Genomic DNA, 17,025 nt, shown 5'->3' on the forward strand with positions numbered 1-17,025 from the left:
ATGTGCATGCGAAAGTGCGTGCGCACAAGAAACCAGCACGCGGCAGGCCCTGCGCGCTGCCGCGTCAAACTACAGGCATCCCATGCAACCCAAGCTCGGCCTCGTCTGCATCACCGCGTCCAGGGACGTTCGCTACCGTACGGTCACGCGCAAGCGCCTGCTCGAGCACAGCCTCGACGCCCAGCGCAAGCTGCTCGAAGACCTGTACCGCGACAACATCCAGACTCTCGACAATGCCCTGCGCTATTGCGAGGCGGAAGGGATCCGGCTGTACCGCCTGCCCTCCTCGATCTTTCCCTTCGCGGACGAGGATATCGGACGCGAGGTGCTGGCGCCCTTCGCCACCACGCTCGGACGTTCGGGCCGGCGCGCGCTCGAGCGAGGCATCCGGCTGGTGATGCATCCGGACCAGTTCGTGGTGCTCAGTTCCGATTCGGAAGGGGTGGTGGCGAACAGCGTCAAGATCCTGCAAATGCATGCCGACATCATGGACTTGCTGGAGCAGCCGCGCTCGCCGTGGGCCCTGCTGGAGATTCACGGCGGCAAGGGCAATCGCGCCGACGCCCTGGTCGAGCGCATCGCCGCCCTGCCGGACGCGATCCGCTGCCGCCTGGGGCTGGAAAACGACGAGTATGCCTACGGCGCCCAGGAAATCGCCGACATCTGCCTGCGCGCCGGCGTGCCGATGGTGTTCGACGCCCACCATCACGTGGTGCATGCGAAGCTGTCGAGCTACGAGGACCCGAGCGTGGGGGAAATGCTGCTGAAGGCGCGCGCCACCTGGGCCAATCCGGACCACCAGCTGGTGCACATCTCCAACGGCCGCGAAGGCTTCAACGACCGCCAGCATTCCGACCTGATCGAGGTCATGCCGTCGTCCTACCTGCAAGCGCCCTATATCGAGATCGAGGCCAAGCTCAAGGAAGAAGCGATCCGCGGGCTGCGCGCCTGGTCGGCCGCCGCGGTCGCCTAGCGGGCCGGCGCCACCCGCTCCAGCCAGGGCAGCACGGCCGCCAGCAGCGCCTGCGGCGCCTCGATGGGCAGCATGTGGCCGCTGTCCTCGATCATGGCGAACTCGGCGCCCGGGATGCCGGCATGCAGTTCCTCGGCTTCCTCGCGGCTGCGCAGCCGGTCCTGCCCGGCCGCCACGACCAGGGTCGGGCAAGCGATCTCGTGCAGGCGCCCGAGGTCCCCCGCGCGCACGATCGCCGACTGGCGCCGGAACACCTCGCCGCCCAGGCGCACGCCCATTGCCCGCACCCGTTCGATCATCGCCGCGTTGTCGCGCTGCTTCGGGTGCAGCGAGGTGGCGATCGCCACCCGGCTCAGGCCCGAGAACGCGACCGAGGGCGCGGCCTTGCCGACGTTGGCGCGGCTCTGGCGCAGTGCAGGCGAATCGGGGCGGGTCGAGGTGGCGATCAGCACCAGCGCCCGCACCCGGCCGGGCGCCAGGCGCGCGATCTCGCGGGCGACGTAACCGCCCATCGAGAAGCCGACGAGGATGAAGCTGTCGGGCGCCGCGGCGAGTGCGCGTTCGGCCATCGCTTCGATGCTGGTGTCGTGGCGCAGGTCGGCATGGAGGACCGGCCCGAACCTGCCGAGCGGACCGAGCACGTCGTCCCAGAGGGTGTCATCGGCCATGTAGCCGGGTACGAGCAGGATGGACATCGCGCCATGATAGCAAAGGGGGCGCGGGGGGCCGCCCGCCCGGCAGGGTCGTCAGGTGTTGCGCGACTGCGCCTGCGACACGTTGCTGCCCGGCGGCACGCTGTGCGTGAGCCACACGTTGCCGCCGATGGTCGAGCCGGCGCCCACCGTGATGCGTCCCAGCACCGTGGCGCCGGCGTAGATGACCACGTCGTCCTCGACGATCGGATGGCGCGGCGCCCCCTTCACCAACGCGCCGTCGGCGTCCACCGGGAAGCGCCGCGCGCCCAGCGTGACCGCCTGGTAGAGGCGCACGCGCTGGCCGATGATCGCCGTCTCGCCGATGACCACGCCGGTGCCGTGGTCGATGAAGAAGCTGGCCCCGATCTGCGCGCCCGGATGGATGTCGATGCCGGTCAGCGAATGGGCGATGTCGGCGGTGAGGCGCGCCAGGAAGGGCACGCCGAGGCGGTGCAGGCAGTGCGCCAGCCGGTGGTAAAGGATGGCGATGGTGCCCGGGTAGCACAGCATGATTTCCGCCACCGACCTGGCCGCCGGGTCGCCCGCCAGCGCGGCCTGCACGTCGGACACCAGCAGCGCGCGGATGGCCGGCAGGCTGGCCGCGAACGCGCGCGTGATCGCCTGCGCCCGCTCGGCCAGCGCGATGTCGAGGGCGTCCTCGCCGCCGTTGACGTCATCCGGAGAAAACCGCAGCGCGCGCCGCACCTGCCCCACCAGGCGGTCGAGCGTGACGTTGAGCGTGTCGCCGACGAAATAATCGATGCTCTCGTCGTTGAGGTCGGGACGCCCGTAGTGGGTGGGGAACAGCGCCGCCGCGACGCCGTTGACCACCTGGGTCAGGACCTCGCGCGAGGGCAGCTCGCGCACGCGCCCCTGGTGGCGGATGTTGTGGGTCGACTCGCGCGAGGTGCGCAGGGCGTCGATGACGGGGCCCAGGTGCCACTGCACGGAGCCCATGGAAGTCGGGAATTCGCTGTTCATTCGCCGAGCCTAACCGCTTTGCGCAAGGGCGAAAACGATTTAGATCACACTTAGATATAAGAAAATTGTCGTTGAGCCAATATGCATGGAGCTGGGCAATTCGGTAAGATCGGGTGGACGAGCTGCCGAGCTTATTTCCGAGAGTCCCGCATGAACCTGCCTTCCCACCAGCTGTCGATGACGGTCCTGATGACGCCGGACACAGCCAATTTTTCCGGTAACGTCCACGGCGGCACCATCCTCAAGCTGCTCGACCAGGTCGCCTATGCCTGCGCCAGCCGCTATGCTGGCCGCTACGTCGTCACGATGAGCGTCGACCAGGTTACCTTCCGCCAGCCCATCCACGTCGGCGAACTGGTGACCTTCCTGGCCTCGGTGAACTATGCCGGGCGCAGTTCGATGGAGATCGGCATCAAGGTGATCGCCGAGGACATCCGCTCGCAGGTGGTGCGCCACGTGAACAGCTGCTTCTTCACCATGGTCGCGGTAGACGACGATCGCAAGCCGGTGGCGGTACCGCCCTTGCAGCCGTCCACGCCGATCGAAGAGCGCCGCTACGAGGAAGCCAAGGCCCGCAAGGAAGCCCGGCTGGCGCTCGAGCGCCGCCATGCGGAGCGGGCCGCGGCGCGCTCCTGATCCAGCCCGCGGCATCCCTCCCGTGCGTCGGCATGCGCCACGCACCGCTACCATCATGGTTCCAACCCATCGGGAGCACGCGTGAAACCTGCCTTGCTTGCGCCATTGCTATGTTCTCTTCTTCTGTTGCCCGTGCTCGAGGCCGGCGCCGCCGGCGAGGCCGCCACCGCTGCCCGTCCGCTTGCCACCATCCCCGCGCTCGACCTCAAGCGCTACATGGGCACCTGGTACGAGATCGCGAAGTTCCCCAACCGGTTCCAGGACAAATGCGTCGGCTTCACCACCGCCACCTACAGCCTGCGCCAGGACGGCCGCGTCGCCGTGCTCAACCGCTGCCGGCGCGCCGACGGCGGCACCGACACGGCCAGCGGCGTCGCGCGCCAGCCGGGCGGGCCGACCTCGCCGCGGCTGGAGGTGCGTTTCGCGCCGGCCATCCTGTCCTGGCTGCCGATGGTCTGGGGCGACTACTGGGTGATCGACCTCGACCGCGATTACCAGCTGGCCGCGGTGAGCGAACCGAAGCGCGAATACCTGTGGATCCTGTCGCGCTCGCCGAAGGTGGACCCGGCCGCCTACGACGCCCTGCTGGGCCGCCTGAGGGCGCAGGGGCTGGACATGAACCGGCTGACGCCCACGAAGCAGGGAGAATGAGGTCATGTGGGCAGTTTCACGCAAGCACTACCACCCCGCCAAGGCATGTGCTAGAATTCGAGCCCTTGGCCTGGTAGCTCAGTTGGTAGAGCAGAGGATTGAAAATCCTTGTGTCGGTGGTTCGATTCCGCCCCGGGCCACCAAGAACAGCATCAACGAGACGCCAACCCATGAGGTTGGCGTTTCCGTCTTTCGGGTAGCCATCCACCCTTTCCAACGCTTGCGCCGCTCCTGCACGGCAAGGTCCGACCCATCCGTGACAAGCGCCGCCGGCCACCAGCACGCCGGCCACAGCGTTCATCTGTTCAAATGTATTCGCCATTCAGGTCCGGCACCTGCATCGATGGCGAGCCGCCTGCATTCCGACGCCGACCTTGGGGTCCAAGATGAAATATTCTTCTGTACATCAGTTTTTGCAGCAAGTTGCCGATCGCAACCCGGGCCAGCCTGAATTCCTGCAGGCCGTCACCGAGGTGATGGAGAGCCTGTGGCCCTTCATCGAGCAGCATCCCAAATACGCCGGGCACGGCCTGCTCGACCGGCTGGTCGAGCCCGAACGCGTGCTGATGTTCTGCGTCTCGTGGGTGGACGACCACGGCCAGGTCCAGGTCAACCGCGGCTACCGCATCCAGCACAGCATGGCGATCGGCCCGTACAAAGGCGGCTTGCGCTTCCATCCTTCGGTGAACTTGTCGGTACTGAAATTCCTCGCCTTCGAGCAGACCTTCAAGAACGCGTTGACCACCCTGCCCATGGGCGGCGGCAAGGGCGGCTCCGATTTCGACCCCAAAGGCAAGAGCCCGGGCGAGGTCATGCGCTTCTGCCAGGCCTTCATGAGCGAACTGTTCCGTCATATCGGTTCCGACACCGACGTTCCTGCCGGCGACATCGGTGTCGGCGGACGGGAAGTCGGCTACCTGACCGGCATGATGAAAAAGCTGAGCAACCGGGCCGACTGCGTGTTCACGGGCAAGGGGCTGAGCTTCGGTGGTTCGCTGATGCGTCCCGAAGCTACCGGCTACGGTACGGTGTACTTCGCACAAGAGATGCTCAAGACGCGCGGACGCTCGTTCGACGGCCTGCGCGTGAGCGTGTCCGGCTCGGGCAATGTCGCGCAGTATGCAATAGAGAAAGCCATGTCCCTGGGCGCCCGGGTGGTCACGGTATCGGATTCAAGCGGAACCGTCATCGACGAGGCGGGATTCACGGCCGAGAAACTGGCCGTCCTGATGGACGTGAAGAACCACCTGTATGGCCGCGTCAGCGACTACGCCGAACGCACCGGTGGCCGTTTCGAAGCCGGCGTGCGCCCATGGCACGTGCCGGTCGACGTGGCGCTGCCCTGCGCCACCCAGAACGAACTGGAGGCTGCGGATGCCGCCGTCCTGATTGGGAACGGCGTGCTGTGCGTGGCCGAGGGCGCCAACATGCCCTCGACCATCGAAGCGGCCAAGGCCTTCGAAGCGGCCGGTGTGCTGTATGCACCGGGCAAGGCCAGCAATGCCGGCGGTGTCGCCACCTCGGGCCTGGAGATGAGCCAGAACGCCGAGCGCATGCGCTGGCCGGCAGAGGAAGTGGATGCCCGCCTGCTGCAGATCATGCAAGGCATCCATGCGGCTTGCCTGGTCTACGGTGCACGGCCTGACGGCAGCGTCAGCTATGTGGACGGGGCGAACATTGCCGGCTTTGTGAAAGTCGGCGACGCCATGCTGGCCCAGGGCGTGATCTGAGCAGGTTCGACGCCAACCCATGCAGGTTGGCGTTTCCTTTCCGAACCGAGGCAATCGATCCTCAGTCTTTCCTTTCCCTGAACTCGCCGTCGATCACCGTGTCGTCCCTGCCTTGGCGAGGCTGTCTGCCGGTAAATCTGGCGACCGACGCCAGCATGCGGTCGAACAGGGCGCGCCGCAACCAGGGCAAGGTGAGGACAAACACCGTCGTAAAGCCCGTAAACGCTGCGGGCGCGAGCTCGCCGCGCGACAGGAAGTGGAGCAAGCACAGTGCCAATAAACCCACGATGACTGGCCGGCGCACCGGTTTCGGCAACAGCCCGGCGATGCGCAGCTTGCCTTTGCTGATCCAGGGGAATCGTGCAAGGACTGCGGCAAGCAGCAAGCCGGCCGCCACCCGACCCGTGCCGAGATAGTCGGCCAGGACCCCGACCACCAGGAAACCGGTGTAGGTCATCGTGCTGGCCAGGGCTGCCAGCAACAGGAATGCAAGCGCGGCCGTCAGCCTGGGCTGACGGATTACCGCTGCGATCAAGAAACGTAGAATTTGCGTACTCCAGAAATGGGCATCGAAAGGCTGGCGCAAATTGTAGCAGCGCCCTGCCCTGCCGCACTGTTCAACTGGCGCCGCCCTGCGCCTGCGCCATCTCGAGCGCGGGCAAGGTCACCGTCAGGAAGGCCGACACTTGCGCCACCAGGTCGGCGGCCTGCTGGCGCACCTGCCCCATTTGAAGCACCGACAGCTCGGCCTGGCGCACTGCCTGCTGGATCAGCGTGCGGCGCTGGATGAGCGCATCGTGCAAGGTAGCGTCCGGTGCGCCGCCGGCAAGCGTCGATACGACGGCCAGCACGGCCCCGTGCAGGCTCAGGTTCCTGGCCGACTCTTCCAGCGTGCGCACGGCGGCGTCACTATCGGCAATGAGCTGCAGGAGCTGCGCGCGGGCCGCGCCCAAGGCCGGCTTGTACTGCGCGGGCGACATCGGACGACGAAACAGCTTGCCGAACATGCCGGCCGGCGCCCGGGTGCTTTCCAGCGCGGCCTCGAGCAGCGCAGGCACGCCCATCCGGGTAAATGTCAGCACCAGTTCGGTGATGGGCTGGAGCAGCGCGGCCTGCTCCATGAGCGGCTCCTCCGCCCACTCCGTGACGAGCGAGAGCCTGAGCGGCAGGATGCGGCGAAACAAGGCTGCAAGACGCTGCTCCGCCTGATCGAACAAGGCCGGGAAGTCCTTGTGCGCCATCGCCAGCGCGTCGCGCACCGCCGGGTGATCGTCGCTGTCGAACAGGACCCTGGCCGCAGCCTTGGGCGGCACGCTCGATGCCGGCGCCGGGGGAAGATCGTCGAAGGACAGCGCCCTGGGCGGGGCGTCCGGGGCAGGTGGCGCAGCCTTGGGTTCCTGCGCATCGCCGAAGTCGAAGGCACGGGGCACGGCCGGAGCACCGCTTGGTTCGGCAGGAAGCGCGGGCTCCCCGCCGAAGTCGAATGCCTTGGGCGTTGGCGCTGTCATCGGCTAGGTGGCTGTCGCGGCCATGCACATCGGAAGGCAGAACTCAGACGGTGCCGCCGAGCTTGCGGATGAAGCTTGCCAGGTTGAGCTTGAAGCCGGCGCCCACGGCCTGGAAGCGCCATTCGCCATCCTTGCGGTACAGCGAGCCGAACTGCAGCGCGGTCTTGTCCGAATAGTCCGCATCGAGGTCGTATTCCGCCAACACTGCGCCGGTCTCGTCGTTGTACACCTTGACGTAGGCGTCGGTCACCTGGCCGAAGGTCTGCTTGCGCACTTCGGCATCGTGGATGGTGACGACGATCGGCATCTCCACCACCTCGGCGTCGACCTTCCCCAGGTCGACGGTGATGACTTCGTCGTCGCCATCCTTGTCGCCCGTCCGGTTGTCGCCGGAGTGGACCACCGCGCCGTCCGGCGAGGTGGTGTGGTTGTAATAGACGAAGTGGGCGTTGCTGATCATGACCGGATTCTCGCTCGCATCGCGCCTGCACAGGAATACCGAGGAATCGAGGTCGAACGGCTGGCCCTGGACCGCGTTGACTTTCCATCCGAGGCCGATACGCACGCGCTGCAAACCCGGAGCGGTCTTTTCGAGGTTGATGCGATGGCCGGTGTGGAGCGTCGTCGACATGGGCTTTCCTTCTATGGTGAAAATGTTAGTCAAGAGACAGTCGTGGAGAACCGGGCAATCAGCTCGCGCTCCAGTTCCTGCAGTTTCGGCAGCTCGGCCTTGCGGCGCTGCTGGCCTTCGTTCGAGATCTGCTCGAGCTTGTCGAAGGCGGTCACCAGCTGGGTCTGGACGTGCTGGGCGGTTTCCAGGCTCACCAGCGAACGCTGCTTGACGCGGGCCACCGTCTCGGTATTTTCCAGCAGCATGTCGGCCTGGGCGCGGAAGGCCGCGTCGGTGGCGTCGTAGGCGGCGTTGGCCACCGCCGCGCTCTGCTTGGCCTCCAGTTGCAGCAGGTAGAGCGAGAACACGTTGCGCCAGGCCGGAATCGACACGTTGACGATGTCGGTGAAGGTGTCGGTCAGGGCCCGGGCATTGTCTTGCGACAGGCGGATCTGCGGCACCATCTGCGTGGCCATCAGCATGGCGCGCTTCAGGTCGTCGATGCGCTTTTCCAGGCGCTCGAGACGGCGCTTGAGTTCGGTGGCCTGCTGCGCCTCGAAGGCGTTGCCAGGGGCAGCCTGCTGCGCGACGGCCTGCCGCAGCCGCTCGGCCCAGGCTTCGCCCTTCTTCACGTCGGCATCCAGGCCCTGGTAGTAGGCTTCCAGGCCCTTGTACATCTCGTCGAAATCCTGGATGCGCGCCCGGTGCACGTTGGCATGGCGCGTCATCTCCGTCACCAGGGTGTCCATGCGCGATTCGACCACCTGGTACTGCGACAGCATCTTTTCCTTCACCGAGCCGAACATGTTCGTCAGGCGCGACACCAGGCCGCCCGAGCGCAGCCTGGCCGGGTCCAGGCCCTTGGAGGTCGCTATGAGTTCGTTCAGCTGCGTGCCGAACACGTCGGCATCCGAGGCCCGCACCGTCCCCAGCAGCTTGGCCGACACCTTGGCCACGCCCGCGCCCGTGGAGCCGCCGAGGGCTTCGATCGCCTTGTCGTCGATGCCGGAGATATCGACACGCACCAGCGGGGCCGGGCTCGCCTCCGGGCGTATCGCCGGCAGCGTGTCCGCGGCCGGAGCGGGATCCAGCAAGGACGGAAAGGCGGGCGTCGCAGGCGCCGTGGGTGCTGCGTTCGCTTCTTCGTCGGAGGAGAACAGCGGTTTCATGGCATTCCTTCAGGGTGAAGTGACAACATGAATAGCTTACCACTGGACAATCAGGCAAAGCGAGTCCCGCTTTGCCGCCAGGACGGGCTCAGCTGGCTCTCCATGCGCACTGCATGGCCGGTGTGCCGGGTGACGATCCAGTATAAGCAATTCGGATAGTGTCATCACGCGCATCGCGCAGCATGCGCCGGATGGTCATGAGCTTGACCGCCGGGCACTGCCGCGCCGCGGATCACACGGAGAAGCAAGGCTGCCCGCTCCGGCCGGTAGCACTGCCTTGCTTCAGGCCTTCTTGAGCGCGTCCGCCTTGTGCGCCGCCTCGGCGCCTGTCTTGTCGCTCACCACCAGGTATTCGGGATGCTCGCGCGAAGCTGCCACATGGTGCCCCTTGATCTCGGTGGGCGCGGTCAGCTTCTTCTTGACCGTGCCGTGCACCGGTCCTTGCGACGATTGCCATTGCACCTTGTCGCCTGCTTTGAATCCGTCTGCCATCGCCTAACCTCCAAAGTAGATTCGAGGCCCATGCCTGTCCTGGAAATGTACCGCACCAGAACCGGCATGAACCGGGATCCGTATTGGAGCATGGATTACGCAAGCGCCTCGCACACCAGGCGCGCAAGGCCAACGATAAAGGCCCGGCATTGCCGGGCCCCGAGGGTTTGCTTCGCTGCGCAGATCAGCCGAATTTTCCCGGCATCGGCAAGCCTTCCGCCAGCGCCAGCCTTTCCATCGCCGACTCCAGCACCGCCCGCGCCCGGGCGGAAGCCAGCTCCAGTTCACGGTGCAGGCGCGCGTCTTCCTGGTTGCGCGAGGCACATTGTGAGCTGTAGCGCTCGAAGCTGCCAATCATCATGAGGATTTCGGACAGGTGGCGCGGGCATTCGCAGGACAGGCGGTTGCCGGCCGCCACGATGGCGGCCAGCGCCTCGTCGTCGAAGCGGCGCGGCGCCACCGGTTCGGCAACCGGCTCCGGCATGGGCAGGCCCTGCCCTGCCAGCGCCGAACGGCACAGCAGCACCAGTTCGCCGACCTCGGCCGGCACGCGCGCCACCAGGCAGCCCTCGGCGCGCAGTGCGCGGATCGTGGCGCTGCCGCAGAAACGGTACAGCACCACGGTCGCACCCGGACGCGTGAGCTCGCGCGCCCTCGCCACCTGGGCCACGGCGGTCTCGTCGAGTTCGGACGATTCGATCAGCAGCACATCCAGCGCCATGCCGTCGCCGGGCGCCGTTACCTGGTCGAGCCGCGCGCAATGGCGCTGCACCTGCAGCGCACGGCCGTCGCGGCCGCTGGCGGCGATGCGGCGCGCCAGGCTCTCGCCGACCGCGAACACGCGCATCGGTCCGCTGACTTCGGTTGCGCGGGCAGCATTCGGCGCGATCATCTCTTCCAGCCGCTCGACCGGCAGGCCGGTCAGGACACCGATCGGGTGGCCGAGGTCGACCAGCTGCTTGAGCAGGCCGAGGCGCCGTACCTGCTCGGCGGTATACAGTCGTTGCCCATGGGCCGAACGCTGGGTATCGGACAATGCGTAGCGCCGCTCCCAGACCCGCAGCGTCTCCACTGGCAATCCCGCTAGGCGCGCTGCAACGCCGCTACGGTAGGTCACCTCGCGGTTCTCCCCTTGCCGTTCATCCATTCGATCATTCATATGACCCGCCCTTGAACAGTTACTTGATGAGTATCCCGCTACAAAGGCGAGACATTGCAAGTCTAACTCAAAATCGTCAAAGATTGCTGTTCAATCACGTGTCGCGCGTGCTTACCAGGTGAAGTCGTCCGGGATCTTGTACTCGGCGTAAGGATCGTCGGCATCGACTTCCGTGCTGGACTGCTTGACCTGGATGACGCTGGCCGCGTCGCGCTCCGCGATCTTCTCGCCGATGACCTTCGGCACCAGCTCGTAGTTTCCGTTCAGGAAGACGATGACAAGGCGCCCGGCCACCAGGTGTTTCTGCACTTGTTCCGACACATAGATGCGCTCGATCTTGCTACCGTGGGTAAAGTTGTAGGCGAGGTCGCCCTTGCCTGCGCCTTTGCCCGCGCCTTTGCCCGTTCCGGCGCGCGGCTGGCGGTTCTGTTCCACCAGCTGGGCGATCTGCGCCTTGACCGCCTTCTGGGCAGCGGCGGCGTCGCGCTGGGCATTCAGTTCGCGGGCGCGCTCGGCGTGCTTGCGCTGCATTTCCAGCGCAGCCTCGCGCGCCTCGTTGACCGATTCCTGGCCGGTGCGGCGCTCGATCTTTTGTTGTTTGCTCTTGTCCTGGTTGGCCAGCTTGACCTTCTTCTTGTCCACCAGGCCGGCTTTCAGCAACTGCTCCTGCAGCGAGACCATCTCGTACTCCTTGTTGAAGCTGGCCGGCACGGCGCCGGCCGGCGCAAAGCCGCTAGCATAACAAAACGCGCCGCCTGCGGGACGGCGTCATCCCCCGTGGTGCAGTTACAACGGCGGGTCGTAACTTTGTGTAAAACCCCTTATTTGAACAGCATGAAACGGTGCGCGCGCGTGGACAGGAATAGATGAGTCAGGGATAGTTGGGGCCCCATTCGACTGTCATCAACATTGCGCCATGTCCGAACACCTGCACCTCGATACGATCCACACCGGCAGCCAGTCGCGCCGCGCTGCCGCCACGGGCGACACCACGGCCCCAGTCGTCACTTCTTGGCCGCAGAACGGGCATGGCGCAGAGGCGCCCCTGGTGATCGTGTTCAACGAACCCATAAAACTGAACGGCGGCACCATCACCTTGCGCACCAATAGCGGCGGGGCCTATACCGAAACCCTGGTGGGCAGCCCCTATGTGACAGTGTCGGGCAACACGCTCAGCTTCGACCCGCCGCAGCGCCTGGCCTACGTTACCTGGTATTCGATCGAGCTCAGCGCCAACGCCATCACCGACCTGGCAGGTAATCCGGCCAACGGCGGCGGTACGCTCTACGGCAGCTTCCAGTCGGGCCGCAGCCCGGTGGCGCTCAACCTTACCGGCACCGCCGGGAGCGACACGCTTGAAGGCAGCGACCTGGGCGACACCATGGACGGCAAGGGTGGGCAGGACACGCTCAACGGCTACGGCGGCGACGACACCCTGACCGGCGGCGACGAAGCCTCGAGCCAGTTCTACAGCAACGGGGACCGGATCAACGGCGGCGCTGGCAACGATACCCTGTACGGCGGCAACGGTGGCGACTGGCTGTGGGGCGGCGAAGGCAATGACCGCCTGTACGGCGGCGCCGACAACGATAGCCTGAACGGCGACGAAGGCGACGACCTGCTCGACGGTGGCGGCGGCAACGATTCGCTCAGCGGCGGAAGCGGCAACAACACCCTGCTCGGCGGCGACGGCGACGATATCCTGAGCGCAGACAGCGGCAGCAGCGGCAAGCTCGATGGCGGCGCCGGCAACGACCGCTTGTCCGGCTATGGCGGCGCCATCGACTACGAAGGCGGCGCCGGCGACGACGAGATCGCGCTGCGGCTCATGGCCTCCGGTCCGGCATCGAGCGTCGTACGCGGCGGCGACGGCAACGATACCGTGCGTGTCGAGTTCTACTCGTTCGTACAGGCAGCGCTCTCGATGTCAGGCGGCAGCGGCGCCGACACCTTCGTGGTGCAGGCCTACAGCAACCTGGATGGCAAGGTAACGCTGGAGATCACCGACTTCACGCCGGGCGTGGGCGGCGACGTGCTCGACCTGCTGTCGATGTTCGGCATGCAGCCGGGCGTCAATCCCTTCGATAGCGGCCACCTGCGCCTGGTAGCGTCGGGCGCCGATACCCTGCTGCAGGTACGCGACGGCGTCGATCCCACCCTCCTCTCCACCCTGCTGACCCTGAAGGGCGTGCAGCCGGCCCAGCTGACAGCCGCCAACTTCAGCGGCGGCATCGACCCACGCGGCGGCACCGTCGGCCTTGCGCTCACCGGCACCGCCGGCAACGACACGCTCAAGGGCATGCTGCTCGACGACACCCTGCGCGGCCTGGATGGCGACGATTCCCTGTACGGCGAAGGCGGCAACGACCTGCTCGAAGGCGGCGGCGGCAAAGACACCCTGGAAGGCGGCGCCGGCAGCAATACCCTGCGCGGCGGCGAGGGCGACGACATCCTCAACGTCAACTCGAACGGCACCAATCTCGCTGAGGGCGGCGCCGGGAACGACCGCCTCACCGGCGGCTCGGGCACTGATACGCTACTGGGCGGCATCGGCGACGACGAGCTGTCGTTCCAGTCGCACACCTTTGGCGGCCCCGCTCATGTCGTGACCATGGATGGCGGCGACGGCGCCGACACCCTGCGCTTCGGCTATGCGTCGGGCCCGGCGAGCATCGTGGCCAGCGGCGGCGCCGGCAACGACGATTTCGTCATCTCCAACTACACAGGGCTGCGGATCACCGACTTCGGCGCCGGCGACCGGCTCGACCTGCGTCCTTTGCTCGGAAGCAGCAACCTGTCCGGCAATCCCTTCGGTGCACTCGGCTTCATGAAAGCGGTGCAGGAAGGCAGCGCGGTGCGGATCTACGTGGACGACGATGGCGCCGCTGGCAGCAACGCGGACTTCCGCCTCGCCGTCTCGCTCGACAACACCCAGCTCGGCACGCTGACGGCCGCCGCCTTCGCTGGCGGTTTCGACCCCAGCGGCACGACCCAGGGCCTGAACCTTACCGGCACCGAGGGCGACGACACGCTTAGCGGGGAGTCGCTGAACGACACCATCAACGGCCTCGACGGCGCCGATCTCATCGACGGCGGCGCCGGCGACGACCAGCTGTACGGCGGTGACGAGAGCGTGATCGGTGCGGGCGACCGCATCCTGGGCGGCGCCGGCGACGACCTGCTGCGCGGCGGCGCCGGTGGCGACATCCTGGACGGCGGCCACGGCAAGGACACCCTGTACGGCGACAGCGGCGACGACCGCCTCGACGGCGGCGCCGGCGACGACCGTCTTGAAGGCGGCGACGGCCGCGATGTCCTGTCCGACAGCGAAGGCAACAACATCCTGATCGGCGGCGCAGGCGACGACCAGCTCAGCAGCGGCTCGTCCTGGCAGGACCTGCCCGCCGGCGGCACGCTCGACGGCGGCGCCGGCAACGACATGCTGTACGCCGGGGGCACGGTGAAAACCGTGTTCGGCGGCGACGGTAACGACGAGCTGGCGATCGACGCGCGTGGCAGCGCCGTCAACAGGGTGGTGCTGGAGGCCGACATGGGCGCCGGCGACGACCGGATCCGCTTCGATGCGTATTCCAGCGATGCGCGCGCAGCCCGTATCACCGGCGGCGCAGGCAGCGACACCTATCTCTTCAGTCCGGGCGAGGGCTGGCCCGTCGTGACCATCACCGATTTCCAGACCGGCGCCGGAGGCGACGTGCTGGAGCTGTTCTCGTTCAGCTACAGCTTCACGGAGGGGAACCCGTTCGGTGCGGCCAGCCATGCCCGCCTGGTGCAGGACGGCAGCCGGGTCTTGTTCCAGCTCGATGTGGACGGCGCCGCCGGTGCGCAGACCTTCGCCACCCGCATCGTGTTCGAGAACACCAGCGTAGCCAGCTTCACGGCAGACAACTTCACCGACGGCGCCCGTCCCGACGGCGCCGAAACCGGCCTGAGCATGATCGGCACGGCTGCGGACGACAGGATACTGGGCGGCCGCCTGAACGACACCATCCGCGGCGGCGCCGGCAACGACGACCTGAACGGCAACGGCGGCGGCGACCTGCTACAGGGCGAGGACGGCGACGACACCCTGGACGGCGGCGCCGGCAAGGACCGCGTGGAAGGCGGCGCTGGCAACGACGTCATGGGCGGCGGCGATGGCGACGACGAGCTGCTGGGCGGGGCCGGCAACGACCAGCTGAGCGACAACAGCGGCAGCAACATCCTGCGCGGCGGCGACGGCGACGACCTGCTCGACAGCTGGTCGAGCAGCTACAACCAGCTGTTCGGCGACGCCGGCGACGACAGGCTGTCGACCAACCGCGGCAAGGTCTTGCTCGACGGCGGCGCAGGCAACGATCACTTTCAGATCAGCGGCGCCTGGTCGAACGACGTGCCGCAGGAAGTCGACGCACGCGGTGGCGAGGGCATGGACAGCTTCGTGCTTCAAAGCACCAGCACCAGCTCGGCAAGCGCGAAAATCCTCGTGGCCGGCGGCGCCGGCATCGATACCTTCATTCCCTTCGCGAGTGGCTTCGCGTCCAGCGCCACGGTCACCGATTTCACCATCGGCCCCGGCGGCGACCTGATCGACATCGGCCACCTCGCCGTACCGACGGCCGGCAACCCCTTTGCCGCCAACGGCAGCGTGCGCCTGGTCCAGCGCGGCGCCGATACGGTGCTGCAGGCGCGCCTTGCCGCCACCGCCGCCTCTGAGTTCATGGATGCGCTGATCTTACGTAACGTCAACAAGGATACGCTGACGGCCCATAACTTCCTGTACGGCTTCAACCCGAACGGCTCGTCCACCGGCATGAGCCTGTCCGGCACCACGGGCGCCGACACCCTGCACGGCGGCTGGGGCATTGACACCCTGAACGGCAGCGGCGGCGACGATGTCCTGACCGGCTCGATGGGCAACGACGGGTTGAATGGCGGCGACGGCAACGACCAGCTCGACGGCGACAAGACCTCGCCGGAACTGCCGCAGCGCAGCGGCATCTCCTGGCCTACCGAGGGCAGTGGCGACGACGTGCTGGACGGCGGCGCCGGCAACGACATCCTCACCAGCTCCTGGGGCAACGATACGCTGCTGGGCGGCGCCGGCGACGACCTGCTCGTCATCCCCCAGGACAGGGGCTGGACCACGCCGGGCGAAACGATCGGCTACCGCGTGACCCTGAACGGCGGCGACGGCAACGACCGCATCCAGGTCTTGCGCGGCCATGTGCCCGGCCCCGACCTCACCATGACCGGCGGCGCCGGCAGCGACACCTTCGAATTGCGCGCGCCGCCCACCTCGGGCGCCTGGACCATCACCGACTTCCAGGGTGGCGCCGGGGGCGACGTGCTCGACATCTTCGAGAGCCTGGGCTGGTTGCGCCAGTCGCCGTTCGCGACCGGCACGCTGCGGCTCGAGCAGCGCGGCGCGGACACCGTGATCGGCTTCGACGCCGACGGCGCCAGCAACCAGGCCTATGGTTTCACCGACTTCCTCACCCTGAAGAACGTGGACAAGTCCACCATCACGGCCGACAACATGCGCTACGGCTACCAGCCGGACGGCACGCCGCAAGTCCTGGGGCCGGTGGTGCAGGGCGGCGCCGGCAGGGACCGCCTGCTGGGCGACGCCGCAGCCAACCAGATCCACGGCGGGGCCGGTAACGACGTGCTGGTCGGCGCCGGCGGCAACGACCTGCTGCAGGGTGGCGCCGGGGCCGATAGCGCGGTGTTCGGCGGCGCCCGCGCGCAGTACGCGCTGCGTGTCATGTGGCAGGATGAAATGATCGTATCCGACCTGCGCGCCGGCGCCCACGACGGCATGGACCGCCTGCTCCAGGTCGAGCGCCTGGTCTTCGCCGACACGGCGCTCGCGCTGGACACCGGCTTCGAGGGCGTCGCCGGCCAGGCCTACCGCATCTACCGCGCCGCCTTCGACCGGGCGCCGGACGCGGGCGGCCTCGGCTTCTGGATGGAGATGATGGACCGCGGCACCACGCTGGTGGACATCGCCGGCGGCTTCGTTCGCTCCAGGGAGTTCGTCGACACCTATGGCGCGGCGCCGACCAATGCCGAGATCGTGACCCGGATGTACACCAACATCCTGGACCGCGCACCCGAGCAGGCCGGCTACGCGTACTGGCTCGATGCCCTGGACAAGAAGGTGGTCGGCGTAGCCGAGATGCTGGCCATGTTCAGCGAGAGCAACGAGAACCGCTGGGCGGTGGCGGAATTGATTGCCGGCGGGGTCGAGTACCAGCCCTACGGCGGCTGAGGGCAGGCCGCGCGCACGGACTGCGTGTGTTGCGCGGCTACCTCACATATTTCGCCACGACACCGCGTTTGGCAGCATAATCGCTGTAATAACAGCAATCCTGTCACGCGATGTCCTGTCGTTTTGCTCCGCCCGCGCAACCTGTCCGTC

The 17,025-nt window shown here is 67.0% G+C and carries 14 protein-coding genes and 1 tRNA gene; 6 read left to right on the forward strand and 9 right to left on the reverse strand.

All coding sequences use genetic code 11. The annotated features are described in order from the left end of the window. Window positions 1-82: 82 nt before the first annotated feature. Entirely contained in the window at window positions 83-973 is an 891-nt protein-coding gene (gene uvsE / locus AC56KL_RS16375; protein WP_497181227.1) for a UV DNA damage repair endonuclease UvsE, read from the forward strand. Here the strand turns inward: uvsE and AC56KL_RS16380 are convergent. Together AC56KL_RS16380 and epsC are read right to left on the reverse strand one after the other, a co-directional pair. After that, window positions 970-1,668 carry an alpha/beta fold hydrolase gene (locus tag AC56KL_RS16380; protein ID WP_497181228.1) on the reverse strand — a complete coding sequence of 233 codons (699 nt, stop codon included), beginning with the start codon at window positions 1,666-1,668 and terminating at the stop codon, window positions 970-972. The genes uvsE and AC56KL_RS16380 overlap by 4 nt on opposite strands. 51 nt (window positions 1,669-1,719) lie before the next feature. Beyond that, window positions 1,720-2,649 carry a serine O-acetyltransferase EpsC gene (gene epsC / locus AC56KL_RS16385; protein ID WP_497181229.1) on the reverse strand — a complete coding sequence of 310 codons (930 nt, stop codon included), beginning with the start codon at window positions 2,647-2,649 and terminating at the stop codon, window positions 1,720-1,722. A gap of 150 nt (window positions 2,650-2,799) precedes the next feature. Between epsC and AC56KL_RS16390 the strand changes: the two genes are divergently transcribed. The 4 genes from AC56KL_RS16390 (at window position 2,800) to gdhA (ending at window position 5,666) form a co-directional block, all read left to right on the forward strand. After that, the gene (locus AC56KL_RS16390) at window positions 2,800-3,285 is read left to right on the forward strand and encodes an acyl-CoA thioesterase (protein ID WP_497181230.1); all 486 of its coding nucleotides are present in this window, start codon (window positions 2,800-2,802) and stop codon (window positions 3,283-3,285) included. An 81-nt stretch (window positions 3,286-3,366) separates the two neighbouring features. Next, complete coding sequence (locus tag AC56KL_RS16395; RefSeq protein ID WP_497181231.1) at window positions 3,367-3,936, forward strand: lipocalin family protein; 570 nt, start codon at window positions 3,367-3,369, stop codon at window positions 3,934-3,936. A 67-nt stretch (window positions 3,937-4,003) separates the two neighbouring features. Beyond that, window positions 4,004-4,079: transfer RNA gene (locus AC56KL_RS16400), tRNA-Phe, on the forward strand. Window positions 4,080-4,322: 243 nt separating this feature from the next. Continuing rightward, window positions 4,323-5,666 carry an NADP-specific glutamate dehydrogenase gene (gene gdhA / locus AC56KL_RS16405; RefSeq protein ID WP_497181232.1) on the forward strand — a complete coding sequence of 448 codons (1,344 nt, stop codon included), beginning with the start codon at window positions 4,323-4,325 and terminating at the stop codon, window positions 5,664-5,666. Window positions 5,667-5,727: 61 nt separating this feature from the next. On the opposite strand, the gene AC56KL_RS16410 is transcribed toward gdhA, so the two are convergent. The 7 genes from AC56KL_RS16410 to AC56KL_RS16440 all read right to left on the reverse strand — a co-directional run bounded on the left by AC56KL_RS16410 (window position 5,728) and on the right by AC56KL_RS16440 (window position 11,285). After that, window positions 5,728-6,252, reverse strand: coding sequence for a hypothetical protein (locus tag AC56KL_RS16410; RefSeq protein WP_497181233.1), 525 nt, complete (start codon window positions 6,250-6,252; stop codon window positions 5,728-5,730). A gap of 31 nt (window positions 6,253-6,283) precedes the next feature. Then, window positions 6,284-7,174, reverse strand: coding sequence for a hypothetical protein (locus AC56KL_RS16415; protein WP_497181234.1), 891 nt, complete (start codon window positions 7,172-7,174; stop codon window positions 6,284-6,286). A gap of 43 nt (window positions 7,175-7,217) precedes the next feature. Next, window positions 7,218-7,805, reverse strand: a complete 588-nt coding sequence (locus tag AC56KL_RS16420; RefSeq protein ID WP_497181235.1) for a TerD family protein — start codon at window positions 7,803-7,805, stop codon at window positions 7,218-7,220. 29 nt (window positions 7,806-7,834) lie between these two features. Continuing rightward, the gene (locus AC56KL_RS16425) at window positions 7,835-8,953 is read right to left on the reverse strand and encodes a toxic anion resistance protein (RefSeq protein WP_497181236.1); all 1,119 of its coding nucleotides are present in this window, start codon (window positions 8,951-8,953) and stop codon (window positions 7,835-7,837) included. Between the two features lie 282 nt (window positions 8,954-9,235). Continuing rightward, the gene (locus AC56KL_RS16430; protein ID WP_497181237.1) at window positions 9,236-9,445 is read right to left on the reverse strand and encodes a hypervirulence associated TUDOR domain-containing protein; all 210 of its coding nucleotides are present in this window, start codon (window positions 9,443-9,445) and stop codon (window positions 9,236-9,238) included. 184 nt (window positions 9,446-9,629) lie between these two features. Further along, window positions 9,630-10,592: a MerR family transcriptional regulator gene (locus AC56KL_RS16435; RefSeq protein WP_497181238.1), complete on the reverse strand. Its 963-nt coding sequence runs from the start codon at window positions 10,590-10,592 to the stop codon at window positions 9,630-9,632. Window positions 10,593-10,715: 123 nt separating this feature from the next. Continuing rightward, window positions 10,716-11,285: a DUF2058 domain-containing protein gene (locus AC56KL_RS16440; protein ID WP_497181343.1), complete on the reverse strand. Its 570-nt coding sequence runs from the start codon at window positions 11,283-11,285 to the stop codon at window positions 10,716-10,718. Window positions 11,286-11,520: 235 nt separating this feature from the next. Between AC56KL_RS16440 and AC56KL_RS16445 the strand changes: the two genes are divergently transcribed. Next, window positions 11,521-16,875: a DUF4214 domain-containing protein gene (locus AC56KL_RS16445; protein ID WP_497181239.1), complete on the forward strand. Its 5,355-nt coding sequence runs from the start codon at window positions 11,521-11,523 to the stop codon at window positions 16,873-16,875. Window positions 16,876-17,025: the final 150 nt, after the last annotated feature.

The organism is Telluria sp. ZB4P34 (assembly GCF_059686055.1).

Excerpts from the sequence above, each read along its gene's own strand:
- AC56KL_RS16380 (WP_497181228.1), bottom strand. The coding sequence starts at position 1,668 with ATGTCCATCCTGCTCGTACCCGGCTACATGGCCGATGACACCCTCTGG.
- AC56KL_RS16415 (WP_497181234.1), bottom strand. The coding sequence starts at position 7,174 with ATGACAGCGCCAACGCCCAAGGCATTCGACTTCGGCGGGGAGCCCGCG.
- AC56KL_RS16445 (WP_497181239.1), top strand. The coding sequence starts at position 11,521 with ATGTCCGAACACCTGCACCTCGATACGATCCACACCGGCAGCCAGTCG.
- AC56KL_RS16390 (WP_497181230.1), top strand. The coding sequence starts at position 2,800 with ATGAACCTGCCTTCCCACCAGCTGTCGATGACGGTCCTGATGACGCCG.
- AC56KL_RS16440 (WP_497181343.1), bottom strand. The coding sequence starts at position 11,285 with ATGGTCTCGCTGCAGGAGCAGTTGCTGAAAGCCGGCCTGGTGGACAAG.
- AC56KL_RS16425 (WP_497181236.1), bottom strand. The coding sequence starts at position 8,953 with ATGAAACCGCTGTTCTCCTCCGACGAAGAAGCGAACGCAGCACCCACG.
- gdhA (WP_497181232.1), top strand. The coding sequence starts at position 4,323 with ATGAAATATTCTTCTGTACATCAGTTTTTGCAGCAAGTTGCCGATCGC.
- AC56KL_RS16435 (WP_497181238.1), bottom strand. The coding sequence starts at position 10,592 with ATGGATGAACGGCAAGGGGAGAACCGCGAGGTGACCTACCGTAGCGGC.
- AC56KL_RS16420 (WP_497181235.1), bottom strand. The coding sequence starts at position 7,805 with ATGTCGACGACGCTCCACACCGGCCATCGCATCAACCTCGAAAAGACC.
- AC56KL_RS16430 (WP_497181237.1), bottom strand. The coding sequence starts at position 9,445 with ATGGCAGACGGATTCAAAGCAGGCGACAAGGTGCAATGGCAATCGTCG.
- epsC (WP_497181229.1), bottom strand. The coding sequence starts at position 2,649 with ATGAACAGCGAATTCCCGACTTCCATGGGCTCCGTGCAGTGGCACCTG.
- uvsE (WP_497181227.1), top strand. The coding sequence starts at position 83 with ATGCAACCCAAGCTCGGCCTCGTCTGCATCACCGCGTCCAGGGACGTT.